We start from the raw sequence: 15174 nt of genomic DNA, 5'->3' as shown, positions 1-15174 counted from the left end.
TAACTCGACTGGCATGGCCGAAAATGGCCGCAACGTACCCATCGCTCATTGGCGTTTTTATAATCGTATTGTTGCAGTGCCTGATCGAGATCACGTAGCATACACATCAATGGGCTATTTTTCGACATCAGAGCGAGATATCGACGAAAACTGGTGCAACCAATTGCCCGTCTTGTGATGCTGGTCTATATATTGCGAGATAAATTGTATTTGTTCTTTGATGCAAATTGTTTTCTATCAAATGGTTTCACTGCGTGCAGTTTTATTTTAGTTAACGTCATATCTGTGGGGTTGTCTCAATAATGAGGCAAACTAAAAATAGCGAAAAAAAAAGCTACCGGTAAACGGTAGCTTTTTGTGGTTGTTGTTTTTGCTGCTTAACCGGTGTTACGCATACCCGTTGCGATACCGGCAATCGTTACCATCAATGCCTCTTCCAGCATTGGTGATGGTGTTTCCTGTCGACGGGTACGGTATAGCAATTCGGCCTGAAGCATATTCAACGGCTCGACATAGATATTACGCAGGCGGATAGACTCGGCACCCCATGGGTTTTGCTCCATTAAGTGGGCGCTGTTTTCTACGGTCAGTACAGCCTTGATATCTTGCTGCAGCTGATCGCGAAGTTTCTGGCCAGTCGGCCACAGTGACTTTTCAGTCAGGCGCTGGTCATAGTATTCAGCAATGCCGATATTGGTCTTGGTGAAGACCATTTCCAACATCCCTAGGCGGGTTGAGAAGAATGGCCACTCACGGCACATCTCTTCCAGCTGTGGGGCATGGCCTTTATCAATCGAGAACTGGATCGCTTCACCGGCACCCAACCAAGCTGGCAGGATCAAGCGGTTCTGGCTCCAGGCGAAAATCCACGGGATAGCACGCAGGCTTTCCACGCCACCCTTCGGGTTACGCTTGGCAGGACGTGAGCCCAGAGGCAGTTTGCCCAGCTCCAGCTCAGGGGTTGCAGCGCGGAAGTACGGGACAAACTTCTCGTTACCACGTACCACATCGCGGTAGGCGTCACAGGATACTTCAGATAAGACATCCATCAGCTCGCGCCATTCTTGCTTCGGCTGTGGTGGCGGCATCAGGTTCGCTTCGAGGATCGCGCTGGCATACAGGCTCAGGCTGTTGACCGCCACTTCAGGCAGACCCAGTTTGAAGCGGATCATCTCGCCTTGTTCGGTAACGCGCAAACCGCCTTTCAGGCTGCGTGGTGGTTGTGACAAAAGTGCTGCGTGGGCAGGTGCGCCGCCACGACCGATAGAGCCGCCACGGCCGTGGAATAGAGTCAGCTCAACAGCAGCCTCTTCACATACGTTAACCAGAGACTCCATTGCATGGTACTGAGCCCAGCCCGCCGCCATGACGCCAGCATCTTTTGCTGAGTCGGAATAGCCAATCATTACCATCTGGTGGTTCTGAATGTAGCCACGGTACCAGTCGATGCTCATCAACTGTTTGATCACGCTCTCGGCATTGTTGAGATCTTCTAGGGTCTCGAACAATGGGCAGACATCCATCCGGAATGGGCAACCGGCTTCTTGCAGTAACAGGTGAACAGCCAGTACATCGGATGCGGTACGGGCCATGGAAATCACGTAGGCGCCCAACGCTTCACGCGGTTGGTCGGCTATAGCCTTACAGGTCTCGATGACTTCTTTGACTTCGGCTGAAGGTTCCCAGTCGCGCGGTAGCAGCGGACGCTTGGACGACAGCTCACGGACAAGGAAAGCGACTTTATCCTGCTCGCTCCACTGATCGTAGTCACCCAGGCCTAGGTAGCGGGTCAGCTCTGAAATGACGTTGGAGTGGCGAGTGCTTTCCTGACGGATATCAAGGCGAACCAGGTGTACACCGAAACACTTGATCCGGCGCAGAACATCAAGCAGCAGGCCATCGGCAATGATCCCCATGTCGCAATCATGGAGTGATTGGTAACAGGCGTACAGCGGGTCCCACAGTTGCTCGATATCATCAATGATCCCGAAGCTTGGAGCGTCAAGCCCTTTAATTTTGGCATCAAGCACATCACGAGTATTGGTTAGCTTGGCGCGAAGATCCTTGAGGATGGCGCGGTACGGTTCATGTTCGTCACCAGCCAGCTCACGTACCTCGTCGTTGCATTTGACCATCGACAGCTCGCTGACCAGCTCCTTGACATCCTGGAGGTAGAGATCGGCCGCTTTCCAGCGTGACAGTAACAATACTTCGCGGGTTACCTCAGAGGTCACGAACGGGTTACCGTCGCGGTCACCGCCCATCCATGACGAGAAGGTTACAGGTGCGGCATCAATTGGCAGCCTTTCACCCAGATGGGCTGTTAGTTTCTCATCAAACTGGCGCAGGAATTCTGGTACGGCGTGCCACAGCGAGTTTTCAACCACTGCAAAGCCCCATTTGGCTTCATCGAGCGGGGTCGGGCGCTGTTTGCGGATCACGTCGGAGTGCCATGCCTGGGCGATAAGCTGCTCTAGACGGCGTTCGACACGCTGGCGCTCGCTGGCTGACAGTTCGCTCAGCTCAAGCTTGGAGAGACATTTGTTGATCTGCACCAGCTTGTGGATCATGGTGCGGCGGGCAATTTCCGTCGGGTGGGCTGTCAGTACCAGATCAATATTAAGGTCGCGAACTGCCTGAATAGAATCGAATTGGCTGATGTCTTGTTCATCCAGTTTGGCGAACAGGGCATCGATAGAGTCTGGGCTGCAGATATGTTCTTCGCTATGGCGAGACACCGTATGGTACTGCTCGGCAATATTGGTCAGGTTCAGGAACTGGCTGAAGGCCCGGGCAACAGGCAGTAACTGGTCGTCTGGCAGGTTCTGTAGCTCGTCGATCAGCTTGGCTCGATCGTCTTGGTTACCTGAGCGGGCAGATTTGGACAGTTTGCGGATGGCTTCTACTTTACCCAGTAGCGCTTCACCATGCGCATCCTTGATTGTCGTGCCCAGCATGTGGCCGAGCATACTGACGTTGCTTCTAAGCGCGCTGTACTTTTCGTTCATATCGCATCCATCTCGTAAATTTATTACATCCAATTAACTCAATAGACAACAATCTAGCCGTGTTCAGGCTTTGAGGTCAACATTGATCGTCATAACTAGTAAGAAAACGACAGTGCATTGATTCTTATCATGTTATGAAACTGGGGTTGTAACAAAGTGTCACTAAAATGGTGCGATAAAGCACAAAACTTGCGTGCTTGTTGCGCAATATGTCGTGAAAGGAGGCGCTTTATGGTCAGTTTAGTGCTTTGTGCTGCAGTATATAGAGGGCACTAGGGTGACGAGGTGAGGAAGCTGACGAAAATATTATTTTTTCTCTACCAAGAGTTGACACCGGTAACAAATATCGGTAAAAACATATTAATTCAATAGATGTGAATAAAAATATTCATGTTGAGTGATGGTTAACAAGCAAGAGCGGTTAACCGAACGGTAGCGAAAATTGTAACGAAACTGAAGTAACGTAACTGAAAAAGGTACGAAGCCCCATGAACCAAGCGACTAGCCAATCACAACACACCCTCCGACGACGCTGAGTTTCGCTTGGTGCCTCTGCGCACCCCATCCCGAGACAGCCCTGCTGTCAGCAATACCCCAAATACCCATAAATCAAACAAACGGACTTATTATGTTGAACACCCATATTATTGGTGCCAGCGGCTACACCGGCGCAGAGCTGGCCAAAATGGTACACCTGCACCCGCATCTCAATTTGGCAAGCTTGTATGTTTCAGCCAACAGTCTGGATGCCAACAAGCCTATTAGTGATCTGCATGGTCAACTCAAGGGCATTGTTGATATGCCCTTGCAGCCATTGGTGGCACCTGCTGAAGTCGCGAAAGCAGGGGATATTGTGCTATTAGCAACAGCCCATGAAGTAAGCCATGACTTGGCCCCGACATTTTTGGAGTCCGGCTGCCAGGTGTTTGATTTGTCGGGAGCGTTTCGGGTTCAGGCTGATACCTTCTATACCCAGTATTATGGCTTCGAGCATCAGTTCCCGGCTTGGCTAGAGCAAGCGGTTTATGGCCTTGCTGAGTGGAATCATGATGCTATCGCTACCGCCCAGCTTATTGCTGTACCGGGCTGTTATCCGACGGCTTCACAGCTGGCGTTGAAACCGTTGCTTGAAAGTCAGCTATTGGATACGCAGCAATGGCCAGTCATTAATGCAGTAAGTGGTGTGTCAGGTGCAGGTCGTAAGGCATCAATGACCAACAGTTATTGTGAAGTCAGCCTGCAGGCTTACGGCATCTTCACCCATCGTCACCAGCCTGAGATCGCCGCTCACCTCGGTCAAGAGGTGATTTTTACCCCGCACCTTGGCAACTTTAAACGCGGTATCTTGGCCACCATTACGGCCAAACTGGCCGATGGCGTAACGGTTGAGCAGGTCGAGGCAGCAATGGTTATGGCCTATAGCGAGAAAGATGATAAGCATGCCGTGCGTTTACTGGGCCAGCAAGCGGCTAAATTACAGAGTGTCGTTAACACTTGCTTCTGTGATATCGGTTGGCAGATACAGGGTGGACACATTATTTTAACGTCTGCGATTGATAACCTGCTCAAAGGGGCATCATCGCAAGCGATGCAGTGCATAAATATTCGAAATGGTTTCCCTCAGCTTACAGCGTTGGTATAAAGGTTAGGAGAGTCGCGATGAATCAGGTTCCTTTGGTGATAAAGCTAGGCGGTGCAGTACTGTCTTGCGGTGAAACCCTAGAAAAATTGTTTGGTGCTATCAATGCTTACCAGCAGCAGGCGCAGCGCCCTTTGGTTCTGGTCCATGGTGGTGGTTATCTGGTCGATGACTTGATGGCCAAGCTCCAACTGGAAACGGTGAAGAAAGAAGGGTTGCGGGTGACTCCTACTGAACAAATTCCCTATATCGCCGGTGCGCTGGCGGGGACGGCCAATAAGCTGCTGCAGGGACAGGCACAAAAAGCGGGTGTTAACGCTGTAGGTCTGAGTCTAGCCGATGGCGGTTTGTGTGAAGTGACCGAACTGGATCCCGAATTGGGTGCAGTGGGTAAAGCACAGCCGGGTGACAGTAGCCTGATCAGTCTGATTATGCAGGCGGGTTTCTTGCCGATTGTTAGCTCAATTGGCCTTGATAGTCAGGGCCAGCTTATGAATGTTAATGCCGATCAGGCGGCAGTGGCGGTAGCGGCGGCACTTGATGGCGAGTTGGTGTTGCTGTCGGATGTCAGCGGGGTATTGGACGGTAAAGGACACCTGATCAGCGAGTTGACTGAACCGGAAGCCGAAGCGCTGATTACCCAGGCGGTGATCACTGACGGTATGGTGGTCAAAGTCCGCGCCGCTTTTGAAGCCGCTAATGCTCTGGGGCGTTCAATCGAAGTCGCGACTTGGCGCTATCCCGATAAGTTGGCTGCGCTGTTTGACGGCCAGAGTATCGGTACCAAATTTTCACCTCAGGCGTAATGCCTGCGGTTATTGAATACATACAGATGTAGTACACACGGATTGATAAATCGCCTGAGCGGGAAGACCGTCGAACAGGCAATCAGGAGAGAATTATGAGCAAAATTAATAAAGTAGTATTGGCTTATTCCGGCGGTCTGGACACCTCGGCGATTATTCCTTGGCTCAAGGAAAACTATGACTGTGACGTGGTGGCATTCGTGGCCGATGTCGGTCAGGGTGAGGAAGAGCTGGAAGGCATCGAAGAAAAGGCGCTGGCCTCAGGTGCCTCCGCTTGCTACATCGCCGATCTGAAAGAAGAAATGGTCAAGGACTATATCTACCCAAGCTTGAAGACCGGGGCGATTTACGAAGGTAAATACCTGCTGGGTACATCAATGGCCCGCCCTATTATTGCCAAGGCACAGGTTGAATGTGCGTTGGAAGTCGGGGCTGATGCGCTATGCCATGGTTGTACCGGTAAAGGTAACGATCAGGTGCGTTTCGAAAGTGCCTATGCGGCATTGGCGCCACAGTTGGAAGTGATTGCGCCATGGCGTGAGTGGGATCTGCGTAGCCGTGAGGCCCTGCTGGATTACCTGGCAGAGCGTGATATTCCGTGTTCGGCTTCGTTGGAAAAAATCTACTCGCGTGATGCCAATGCTTGGCATATCTCTACCGAAGGTGGCGTGCTGGAAGAAACGTGGAACCAGCCTAACGAGCTTTGCTGGGTGTGGACCAAAGATCCTGAAGATGCACCGGAAAAACCTGAGCAGGTTTCAATCCTGGTTGAGAAAGGTGAAATCGTCGCGGTCGATGGGGAAGCGATGTCGCCATACAACGCGTTGGTTTACCTCAACGAGAAAGGTGCCGAACACGGTGTTGGCCGTATTGATATTGTCGAGAACCGTCTGGTCGGGATCAAGTCCCGCGGCTGTTACGAAACGCCGGGTGGCACCATTATGAATGAAGCCCTGCGTGCAGTAGAGCAGCTGGTACTGGATAAAGACGCGTTTGAGTTCCGTGAAAGTGTCGGCCTGAAAGCGTCACACCTGATCTACGATGGCCGTTGGTTTACCCCGTTATGTAAGTCTTTGCTAGCTGCAGCACAAGAGCTGTCACAAGATGTGAGCGGTGAGGTTGTCGTGAAACTGTATAAAGGCCAAGCTACAGTAGTACAGAAGCGCTCGGTAAATAGCTTGTATTCAGAAGAGTTTGCAACCTTTGGCGAGGACGAGGTATACGATCACAGTCATGCGGGTGGCTTTATCCGCCTGTACTCGCTGGCAAGCCGTATCCGTGCGCTGAATGAACAAAAAAAATAATTCAGAACACGACATTATAAATTACCAGCAAGTCGAGCAAGATACATAGGAGATAGGCCATGGCACTATGGGGCGGACGGTTCAGTCAGGCGGCTGACACACGGTTTAAGCAGTTCAACGACTCATTGCGTTTTGATTACCGTTTGGCGGAGCAGGACATTGTCGGCTCGATCGCCTGGTCGAAGGCGTTGCGCCAGGTCAATGTGTTGTCGGATGAAGAGCAGCAACGGCTGGAGCTGGCGCTCAATGAGCTGAAGCTGGCAGTGATGGAAGATCCGGAGCAGATTTTGCGTTCTGATGCTGAGGATATTCATAGCTGGGTTGAGCAGCAGCTCATTGGCAAAGTCGGTGATCTGGGCAAGAAGCTTCACACGGGTCGTTCGCGTAACGATCAGGTGGCAACGGATCTCAAGCTGTGGTGTCGCCAGCAAGGTCAGCAGCTACTGCTGATGTTGGATCAACTGCAAAGCCAGCTGGTGACTGTGGCCCGTGAGCATCAAGCGACGGTCTTGCCGGGATACACTCACTTGCAACGTGCGCAGCCGGTCACTTTTGCCCACTGGTGTTTGGCCTATGTTGAAATGTTCGAGCGTGATCATTCACGCTTGTCCGACGCGCTAGAGCGGTTGGATACCTGCCCGTTGGGATCCGGTGCGCTGGCCGGTACTGCTTATCCGATTGACCGTGAGGTATTGGCTCATAGTCTGGGCTTCCAGCGTGCGACGCGTAATAGTCTCGACTCGGTATCGGACCGTGACCATGTGATGGAGCTACTATCTACCGCATCGATTTCCATGCTGCATCTCTCCCGGATGGCAGAAGATTTGATCTTCTATAATTCTGGCGAGTCCAATTTTATCGAACTGGCTGATACCGTGACTTCGGGATCGTCCTTGATGCCGCAGAAGAAGAATCCAGATGCACTGGAGCTGATCCGTGGTAAGTGCGGCCGGGTCTACGGTGCGATGACCGGCATGATGATGACCGTCAAGGCACTTCCGCTGGCCTACAACAAGGATATGCAAGAAGACAAGGAAGGCTTGTTCGATGCGCTGGACAGCTGGTATGAGTGTATGGAGATGGCAGCACTGTGCTTTGAAGGCATCAAGGTCAACAAGGACAGAACACTGGAAGCGGCCATGCAGGGCTATTCTAATGCGACCGAATTGGCCGATTATCTGGTGGCGAAAGGGATCCCGTTCCGTGAGGCCCACCACATTGTCGGTGTTGCTGTTGTGGCGGCCATTGCGAAGGGCTGTGCCCTCGAAGAGCTGTCATTAGCCGAGATGAAAGCGTTCTCCGAAGTGATAGATGACGATGTCTATCCGATCCTCACCATCGAATCCTGTCTCGAAAAACGTTGCGCCTTGGGTGGCGTAGCACCGAATCAGGTTGATTTTGCCATTGGCCAAGTCGAGAAGCGCCTTGAGAAGCGTTATTCACCGGGGGTGAAAGTGCGTGGTGCCCGCCTGACCGATCTCGATGCTATCGAGGGAATGGTAGTGTACTGGGCCGGTCTTGGTGAGAACTTACCTCGGATGCGCAACGAACTGGTGCGGGACATTGGCTCGTTCGCCGTGGCCGAGCATCATGGCACGGTCACCGGTTGTGCGTCCCTGTATGTCTATGATTCCGGTTTGGCCGAAATTCGCTCTCTCGGGGTGGAAGCCGGGTGGCAGCACCAGGGGCAGGGCAAGGCGATCGTTGATCACCTAATTGAAAAAGCCGGTCAAATGGCAATTAAGAAGGTGTTTGTCTTGACCAGGGTACCTGAGTTTTTCATGAAGCAGGGCTTTGTACCGACATCGAAATCCTTGCTACCTGAGAAGGTGATGAAAGACTGTGATCGTTGTCCGCGTCAGCACGCCTGTGATGAGGTGGCACTGGAAGTACGGCTGGATCAGGAGCAGGCTATCCCGACAGTAAATGTAGCGTAAGCCTATGAATTGAAAAATCCATTGAGGCTGGTTATCTCGGCCTCAATAACCGTAGTAATCTCTTAGTCTATTTGCCCGGCTTAATGTCGGGCTTTTTTTATGGAATTTTTTCGGGAGTGTCGTCTGGAGGGAGTTGCTTGGTCTTTGAACTGCCAGGCGCGAATGACATGGGCAAGCAGCAGTAATGTCATACAGGAGGCCGTAACACAGAGGGTGATCGCTTCGAGGGTGGTTGGCTGGTGGCGATAGAAAACGCCCCAGAATATCCAGCCCAGCGGGCTCAATATTGATAACTGGTAAATACAGCGCTGGCAGCGCCCCAGCTTTTGCCAGAAAACAGAGTTTGTGCAGGCTTGGCATCCCATTTTTGTCTCATCCGCTCGTCCCTTGTTATTATCGACAGTCTACGCTTGCCTGGCCCTATCGGGAAACAACTAATCATGTATCTTTGGTAAAGGGAAAGCAAAAAAAGCCCTCACGAGGAGGGCTGTTCGGTAGTGCAAGGAGAGTTCTCTATGAGAGGTTGTTCGATTAGCAGCCCGGGCCGCAATCGAGACAGTGCTCGACCATTTCAGGCCCTAGGTGCAATTTAGCGTTCAGATCACGCAGTGCAGTACGGACACCTTCTTCAATCACTGGATGGTAGAATGGCATATCCAGCATGTCGGCAACGGTCATTTTATTCTGGTGTGCCCAAGCTAGCAGATGAGCCAGGTGCTCGGCATTCGGCCCCATCATCTCTGCGCCCAGAAAACGACCGGTACCTTGCTCACCGTAAACATGCAGTATGCCTTTGTTGCGTAGCATGACACGAGAGCGGCCTTGGTTTTCAAACGAGACTTCACCGGTTTCGAAACAGCCACATTGGCCCAGTCGGGTAGTGATTTCTTTGTACGTTTCACCGACCATGGCAATTTGCGGATCAGAGAATACGGCAGAAATTTTTGTGCGGCGATGACCGGCACGGATATCAGGGAAGCGTCCGGCGTTGTCACCGGCAATACGGCCTTGATCGGCTGCTTCGTGCAGCAGCGGAAGCTGGTTGCTGGCATCGCCGGCAACGAAAATCGACTCGACCGAAGTTTGCATGGTGTAGTAATCGGCTGTCGGTACACCGCGAGCATCTAGCGTCATGGTGGTATTTTCGATGTTTAGCTTATCGACGTTCGGGCGGCGGCCAGTAGCTGCCAGCACGTACTCGACATTGATGACTTGTAGGGCACCTTGTTTATCAAGGTATTGGATTTCGACTTCATCACCGATACGCTTCATGCTTTCGACACGCACGTCGGCATCGAGGTAGAATTCTTCGTTGAAGGCTTTGTCAGCATAAGCCATGACGGCCGGATCGGTTAGCGGGCCGACTTGGCCGCCAAGGCCGAACATTATCACTTCAACACCGAGGCGTTTGAGTGACTGGCCAAGCTCAAGGCCGATAACGCCCGGGCCAAATACCGCAACCGCCTTTGGTAAATCATCCCAGTCGAATACATCATCATTGATGATCAGGCGATCACCCAGTTCGTTCCACACTGCAGGGTAAGCAGGGCGAGAACCGGTAGCGATGATAATGCGCTTGGCGTTGATTGTGGTATGGCCGTCAACAACAAGGGTATTGTTATCGATGAATTTGGCATAGCCGGTAATTTTGTCCTCGACAGGGATTTCCTCAACACCTTCCAGTACAAAGCCTACGAAACGGTCACGTTCACGCTTAACACGGTCCATGACTTCACGGCCGTTGATCACGATTTCACCTTGTGGGTGAACACCGAAGGCCGGGGCTTTTTCAATCTGGTGAACGCTTTCTGCCGCTGCAATCAGCAATTTAGATGGCATACAGCCGACGCGGGCACACGTCGTGCCGTATGGGCCACCTTCGATCATCACAACGCTGTCCGTATGGGCTTTGGCTGCACGGTACGAGCCAAGGCCTGCGGTACCACCGCCGATCACAGCAACATCAACATTCAGGGTTTTCATCTGTCTCTCCAATCAAGCTTTGCCAGCCAGTTCTTGCAATATAGTATTTGCCGGTTTGGGCCCGTCATGCGGGCTCTCTATCGTTATAGGTAGGGGGTTAGCCTAGGTATGTTTCCAGCTCTTCGCTGCCACCGATGTGCTTACCACCGATGAAGACTTGAGGCACTGTGCTGCGACCAGAAATCGCACGTAGGCTGACAGTGGTTGCATCTTTGCCAAGAACAACTTCTTCGTAGTTCATGCCTTTGTCGATTAGGTTCTGTTTTGCCTTGGCACAGAATGGGCAGCCTGGCTTGGTGAATACCGTGATGGACTCTTGCATTTTGTGCTCAGGTGCGATGTAACCCAGCATAGTATCGGCATCAGAAACCTTGAATGGGTCGCCCGGTTCGTCGTTTTCGATGAACATTTTTTCTACTACACCGTTTTTCACCAGCATGCTGTAACGCCATGAGCGAGCACCGAAGCCGAGGTCTTCTTTACCTACCAGCATACCCATGCCTTTCGAGAACTCACCGTTGCCATCTGGGATGAAGGTGATGTTCTCTGCTTCTTGGGCATCTTTCCATGCGTTCATCACGAAAGTGTCGTTAACCGAAACACACAAGATGTCGTCAACGCCGTTCTCCGCAAAGACTGAAGCCAACTCATTGTAGCGAGGTAGGTGGCTTGAAGAGCACGTCGGTGTGAATGCGCCTGGTAGGCTGAATACGATGACGGTCTTGTCGGTAAATAACTCTTGAGTTGTTACATCAACCCACTGATCACCTTGGCGGGTGTGGAACGTAACCTGAGGGATCGCTTGGCCTTCTTTAGATGTAAACATTATTTTTCCTTTGTATTTTAGTTGGTTGTCTAGTGCAACTGGAGCGTAATCATCGTTGCTCCCTGTTGATGTGATGATTATGCAGGTTTGTTATTGATAGATCTAATCGTTTGGTGTTATGGTTTTGATAGTTAATTTCTATCAAAGTGGTTTGAAATGAATATCCGGGATCTCGAATATTTGGTGGCGCTTTCTGAGCACAAGCATTTCCGCAAAGCGGCAGAAGCCTGTTTTGTCAGCCAGCCGACCCTGAGCGGCCAGATCCGTAAGCTGGAAGAAGAGTTGGGCGTGGCACTGCTGGAGCGAACCAGCCGTAAAGTGTTGTTTACCGATGCCGGTCTGGCACTGGTGGCACAGGCACAGAAAGTGCTGCTTGAGGTCAAGGTACTGACAGAGCTTGCCAGCGAGCAGGGGGGAAGTATGTCCGGGCCTTTGCATATCGGTTTTATTCCGACCGTCGGGCCTTATCTATTGCCGCATATTATCCCCAAGATAAAGGCGAGCTTTCCCGAGCTAGAGCTGTTCCTCCATGAAGCGCAGACTCATCAGTTGGTACAACAATTGGAAGACGGTAAGCTCGACTGTATTATTCTAGCTGCGGTGAAAGAGAGTGAATCGTTCATCGAGTTGCCACTGTACCATGAGCCAATGGTATTGGCAGTGCCGGAAGATCACCCTTGGTCAGATCGCCAATCACTGCCAATGGCTGAGCTGCAGGGTCATACGCTATTAATGCTGGGCGACGGCCATTGCTTGCGGGATCAGGCGATGGGGTTCTGTTTTGCGGCTGGCGCGCAGGAAGATGGCAGCTTTAAGGCCACCAGTCTGGAAACCCTGCGTAACATGGTCGCGGCAGGTAGCGGTATCACCCTGATGCCGAAATTGGCGACCCCAAAGGATCAGCGTCGGGATGGAGTGTGTTATATCTCGGCAGAAGAGCCGGTACCGAGTCGCTTGATCACCTTGGCGTATCGTCCCGGTTCGCCGCTGAAAGGACGTTACGAGAAATTGGCTGAGTTGATTCAGTGTCACCTAGAAGAGCAGTTACCCGCTTAGTCTCAGGTGGAGACATAAAAAAAGAGCGCCTCGGCGCTCTTTTTTACTAGCTGAGATTTGGCTAACGATGGTTAGAACAACTCGTCAGAGCTATCGGATTCGAAAATCCCTTCAGAAGCTGACTCGCTGGCCGACTCGGTTGGCTCGGTCCCTTCCTCAAAATACTCGAACATTGATGTGTAATCGTTCTGGTTGCTGAGCTTACCGCTATCGCGGTCGATTCGCACTTGAATAATATCTTCCGGCAATTGCTTACGCTGGACCGGAACATCTTCCAAGGCACTCTTCATAAACTCAATCCAGGCCGGTTGGGCTGTTTTGGCGCCGGCTTCAGCACCGGAGATCTGGTTTTTGTCTTGATTGTTGTTCCATGATGTACGGCCGAGGTTACGGCTGTGGTCATCGAAGCCAACCCATGCGGTTGCGACGATGCCCGGACCGAAACCTGAGTACCAAGCATCTTTCGAGTCATTGGTAGTACCTGTCTTGCCACCGATATCACGGCGCTTGAGTACCTGGCCACGCCAGCCAGTGCCGTTCCAACCCGTACCATGACGCCAGTCACCGCCACCCCAGACGTTGCTTTCTAGCATTTCACGTACTAGGAAGGCATTCTGCTCGGAGATCACCTGCTGGGCATAGCGAGGGCCCTGGGGTTGCTGATCATCGCCCAGCACCTCTTCGCTGATCGCGATATCATTGAGGATAGAGCTGGTTGTGTTTGATTGTCCCGCCAATCTTTGCTCCTGCTGGCACTCGGTGCTGCAGACGACGCTTGGACTGGCTTGGAAAACCACGTTGCCATAAGGGTCTTCTACGCGCTCAATGAAGTATGGATCGACGTAGTAACCGCCATTGGTAAATACCGCAAAACCTTGCGCCACTTCCAGCGGGGTTAAGCTACCAGCCCCTAGCGCCAATGGTTCAGCACGCGGTAGATCTTTCTTTTTGAAGCCGAAACGGGTCAGGAAGTCGATGGTTTCATCGAGACCGACATTCTGCAGTACACGTACTGCCATGACGTTCTTGGACTGCGCCAAACCAATCCGTAATCGGGTTGGGCCATTATAGGTTGGCGGCGAATTCTTCGGACGCCATGAGGTGCCCATGCTTTGATCCCAACGGTTGATTGGGGCGTCGTTGACCAGACTGGCCAGAGTCATACCGTTATCCAAAGCTGCCGAGTAGATAAACGGCTTGATTGCCGAGCCTACCTGACGGACTGATTGGGTTGCACGGTTGAACTTGCTATGGACGAAGTTGAACCCCCCGACCATGGCTTTTACTGCACCGTCCTGTGGCGAAACAGCCACGAAAGCGGTATTGGCGTCTGGCACCTGGCTCAGTACCCAGTTATCACCACGTTGCTGAACCCAAATCTGTTGGCCGACAGCCATAATATCGCTGGCTGTTTTTGGTGCAGCCCCTTGGCGGTTATCGGTGATGAACTTACGGGCCCACTTCATACCATCCCACTCCAAGGTGTACTGGTTGCCGCCTTTGGCCTGTACTGATGCCGATTTGCCTTCTACTTGGGTAACGACAGCAGGTTGAAGCTGGCCATAAGTTGGTTGCTTGGCAAGATGTTCATTGATTTGCTCGCTTGACCAAGTTGCTTGATCCGGTTTCCACAGGGTAGCAACAGCACCTCGGAAGCCATGGCGCTGGTCGTAGCCGAGTAGATTATCTATAGCGGCTTGCTGAGCAGCATTCTGCAACTTGGGATCGACCGTGGTGTAGACACGCATCCCTGAAGTGTATGCATCTTCGCCGTAACGGCTAATCATCCAAGCTCGGGCCTGCTCTGCAAAGTAAGGAGCACTTAGTTCGATCTCTGCAGAGTGGTAACGGGCTACCACGGGTTCGGCACGGGCTTGGTCAAACTCTGCTTGAGTAATATGGTTTTCAGCCAGCATCCGGCTCAGCACAACATTACGACGAGACGTTGCTCGGCTGACTGAGTAGATTGGGTTCATGGTCGACGGGGCTTTCGGCAAGCCGGCGATTACGGCGATTTCACTCAGCGTTAGCTGACTGACTTCTTTACCATAGTAAACCTGTGCGGCGGCACCCACACCGTAGGAGCGGTAACCGAGGTAGATCTTGTTCAGGTACAGCTCAAGGATTTCATCCTTGCTAAGCAACTGCTCGATGTGGATAGCGATGAATATCTCTTTGACCTTACGCATGATCTTCTTCTCGTTGGTAAGGAAGAAGTTACGCGCAAGTTGCTGGGTGATGGTACTAGCGCCTTGTTTGGCCGAACCGGATGTTGCGACAACAAATGCGGCACGGGCAATACCGATAGGGTCAATACCCGGGTGATCGTAGTAGCGGCTGTCTTCTGTCGCGAGAATCGCATTGACCATTTGTGGTGGGATTTCATCAAGAGTGAGAGGGATCCTGCGTTGCTCGCCGAATTGGGAAATCAACTTTCCATCTGCACTAAACACCTGCATAGGCGTTTGTAATTCAACATTTTTCAGGGTGGCGACATCAGGCAGTTCTGGCTTTACGTAGAGGTAAAAGCCAAAAATTGTAGTGACTCCAAGAATAATGCAAATCAATGCAAAAGTTAGTAATCGCTTTATGAACTTCACTTGAGATTTCCCGTT

The 15174-nt window shown here is 51.8% G+C and carries 10 protein-coding genes; 5 read left to right on the top strand and 5 right to left on the bottom strand.

Annotated features, from left to right (window positions below):
* Positions 1 to 377: 377 nt before the first annotated feature.
* Entirely contained in the window at positions 378 to 3008 is a 2631-nt protein-coding gene (gene ppc / locus ACVA58_RS16565) for a phosphoenolpyruvate carboxylase (protein WP_446511484.1), read from the bottom strand.
* Between the two features lie 628 nt (positions 3009 to 3636).
* On the opposite strand from ppc, the gene argC reads away from it, so the two are divergent.
* From argC to argH, 4 genes are all read left to right on the top strand, one after another.
* Positions 3637 to 4650, top strand: coding sequence for an N-acetyl-gamma-glutamyl-phosphate reductase (argC, locus tag ACVA58_RS16560; RefSeq protein WP_446511483.1), 1014 nt, complete (start codon positions 3637 to 3639; stop codon positions 4648 to 4650).
* A 17-nt stretch (positions 4651 to 4667) separates the two neighbouring features.
* Complete coding sequence (gene argB / locus ACVA58_RS16555; RefSeq protein WP_446511482.1) at positions 4668 to 5453, top strand: acetylglutamate kinase; 786 nt, start codon at positions 4668 to 4670, stop codon at positions 5451 to 5453.
* Positions 5454 to 5548: 95 nt separating this feature from the next.
* Positions 5549 to 6757: an argininosuccinate synthase gene (locus ACVA58_RS16550; protein WP_446511481.1), complete on the top strand. Its 1209-nt coding sequence runs from the start codon at positions 5549 to 5551 to the stop codon at positions 6755 to 6757.
* A 59-nt stretch (positions 6758 to 6816) separates the two neighbouring features.
* Positions 6817 to 8694 (top strand): argininosuccinate lyase, encoded by a 1878-nt coding sequence (argH, locus tag ACVA58_RS16545; RefSeq protein WP_446511480.1) that lies wholly within the window; start codon positions 6817 to 6819, stop codon positions 8692 to 8694.
* Positions 8695 to 8774: 80 nt separating this feature from the next.
* Here argH and ACVA58_RS16540 read toward each other — a convergent pair whose 3' ends face one another.
* From ACVA58_RS16540 to ACVA58_RS16530, 3 genes are all read right to left on the bottom strand, one after another.
* Positions 8775 to 9017, bottom strand: a complete 243-nt coding sequence (locus ACVA58_RS16540) for a DUF3624 family protein (RefSeq protein ID WP_446511556.1) — start codon at positions 9015 to 9017, stop codon at positions 8775 to 8777.
* 208 nt (positions 9018 to 9225) lie between these two features.
* Positions 9226 to 10677, bottom strand: coding sequence for a dihydrolipoyl dehydrogenase (locus ACVA58_RS16535; RefSeq protein ID WP_446511479.1), 1452 nt, complete (start codon positions 10675 to 10677; stop codon positions 9226 to 9228).
* A 97-nt stretch (positions 10678 to 10774) separates the two neighbouring features.
* Complete coding sequence (locus ACVA58_RS16530) at positions 10775 to 11503, bottom strand: glutathione peroxidase (protein ID WP_446511478.1); 729 nt, start codon at positions 11501 to 11503, stop codon at positions 10775 to 10777.
* 156 nt (positions 11504 to 11659) lie between these two features.
* Between ACVA58_RS16530 and oxyR the strand changes: the two genes are divergently transcribed.
* Complete coding sequence (oxyR, locus tag ACVA58_RS16525; RefSeq protein ID WP_446511477.1) at positions 11660 to 12559, top strand: DNA-binding transcriptional regulator OxyR; 900 nt, start codon at positions 11660 to 11662, stop codon at positions 12557 to 12559.
* 71 nt (positions 12560 to 12630) lie between these two features.
* On the opposite strand, the gene ACVA58_RS16520 is transcribed toward oxyR, so the two are convergent.
* Positions 12631 to 15159 carry a penicillin-binding protein 1A gene (locus ACVA58_RS16520; RefSeq protein ID WP_446511476.1) on the bottom strand — a complete coding sequence of 843 codons (2529 nt, stop codon included), beginning with the start codon at positions 15157 to 15159 and terminating at the stop codon, positions 12631 to 12633.
* Between the last annotated feature and the right edge of the window lie 15 nt (positions 15160 to 15174).

Source organism: Photobacterium sp. DNB22_13_2 (assembly GCF_052873915.1).
Note: the sequence above shows the minus strand (reverse complement) of the source record. Positions and strands in the feature narration are given on the sequence as shown.

Excerpts from the sequence above, each read along its gene's own strand:
- argH (WP_446511480.1), top strand. The coding sequence starts at position 6,817 with ATGGCACTATGGGGCGGACGGTTCAGTCAGGCGGCTGACACACGGTTT.
- ACVA58_RS16530 (WP_446511478.1), bottom strand. The coding sequence starts at position 11,503 with ATGTTTACATCTAAAGAAGGCCAAGCGATCCCTCAGGTTACGTTCCAC.
- ACVA58_RS16535 (WP_446511479.1), bottom strand. The coding sequence starts at position 10,677 with ATGAAAACCCTGAATGTTGATGTTGCTGTGATCGGCGGTGGTACCGCA.
- ppc (WP_446511484.1), bottom strand. The coding sequence starts at position 3,008 with ATGAACGAAAAGTACAGCGCGCTTAGAAGCAACGTCAGTATGCTCGGC.
- argC (WP_446511483.1), top strand. The coding sequence starts at position 3,637 with ATGTTGAACACCCATATTATTGGTGCCAGCGGCTACACCGGCGCAGAG.
- argB (WP_446511482.1), top strand. The coding sequence starts at position 4,668 with ATGAATCAGGTTCCTTTGGTGATAAAGCTAGGCGGTGCAGTACTGTCT.
- oxyR (WP_446511477.1), top strand. The coding sequence starts at position 11,660 with ATGAATATCCGGGATCTCGAATATTTGGTGGCGCTTTCTGAGCACAAG.
- ACVA58_RS16550 (WP_446511481.1), top strand. The coding sequence starts at position 5,549 with ATGAGCAAAATTAATAAAGTAGTATTGGCTTATTCCGGCGGTCTGGAC.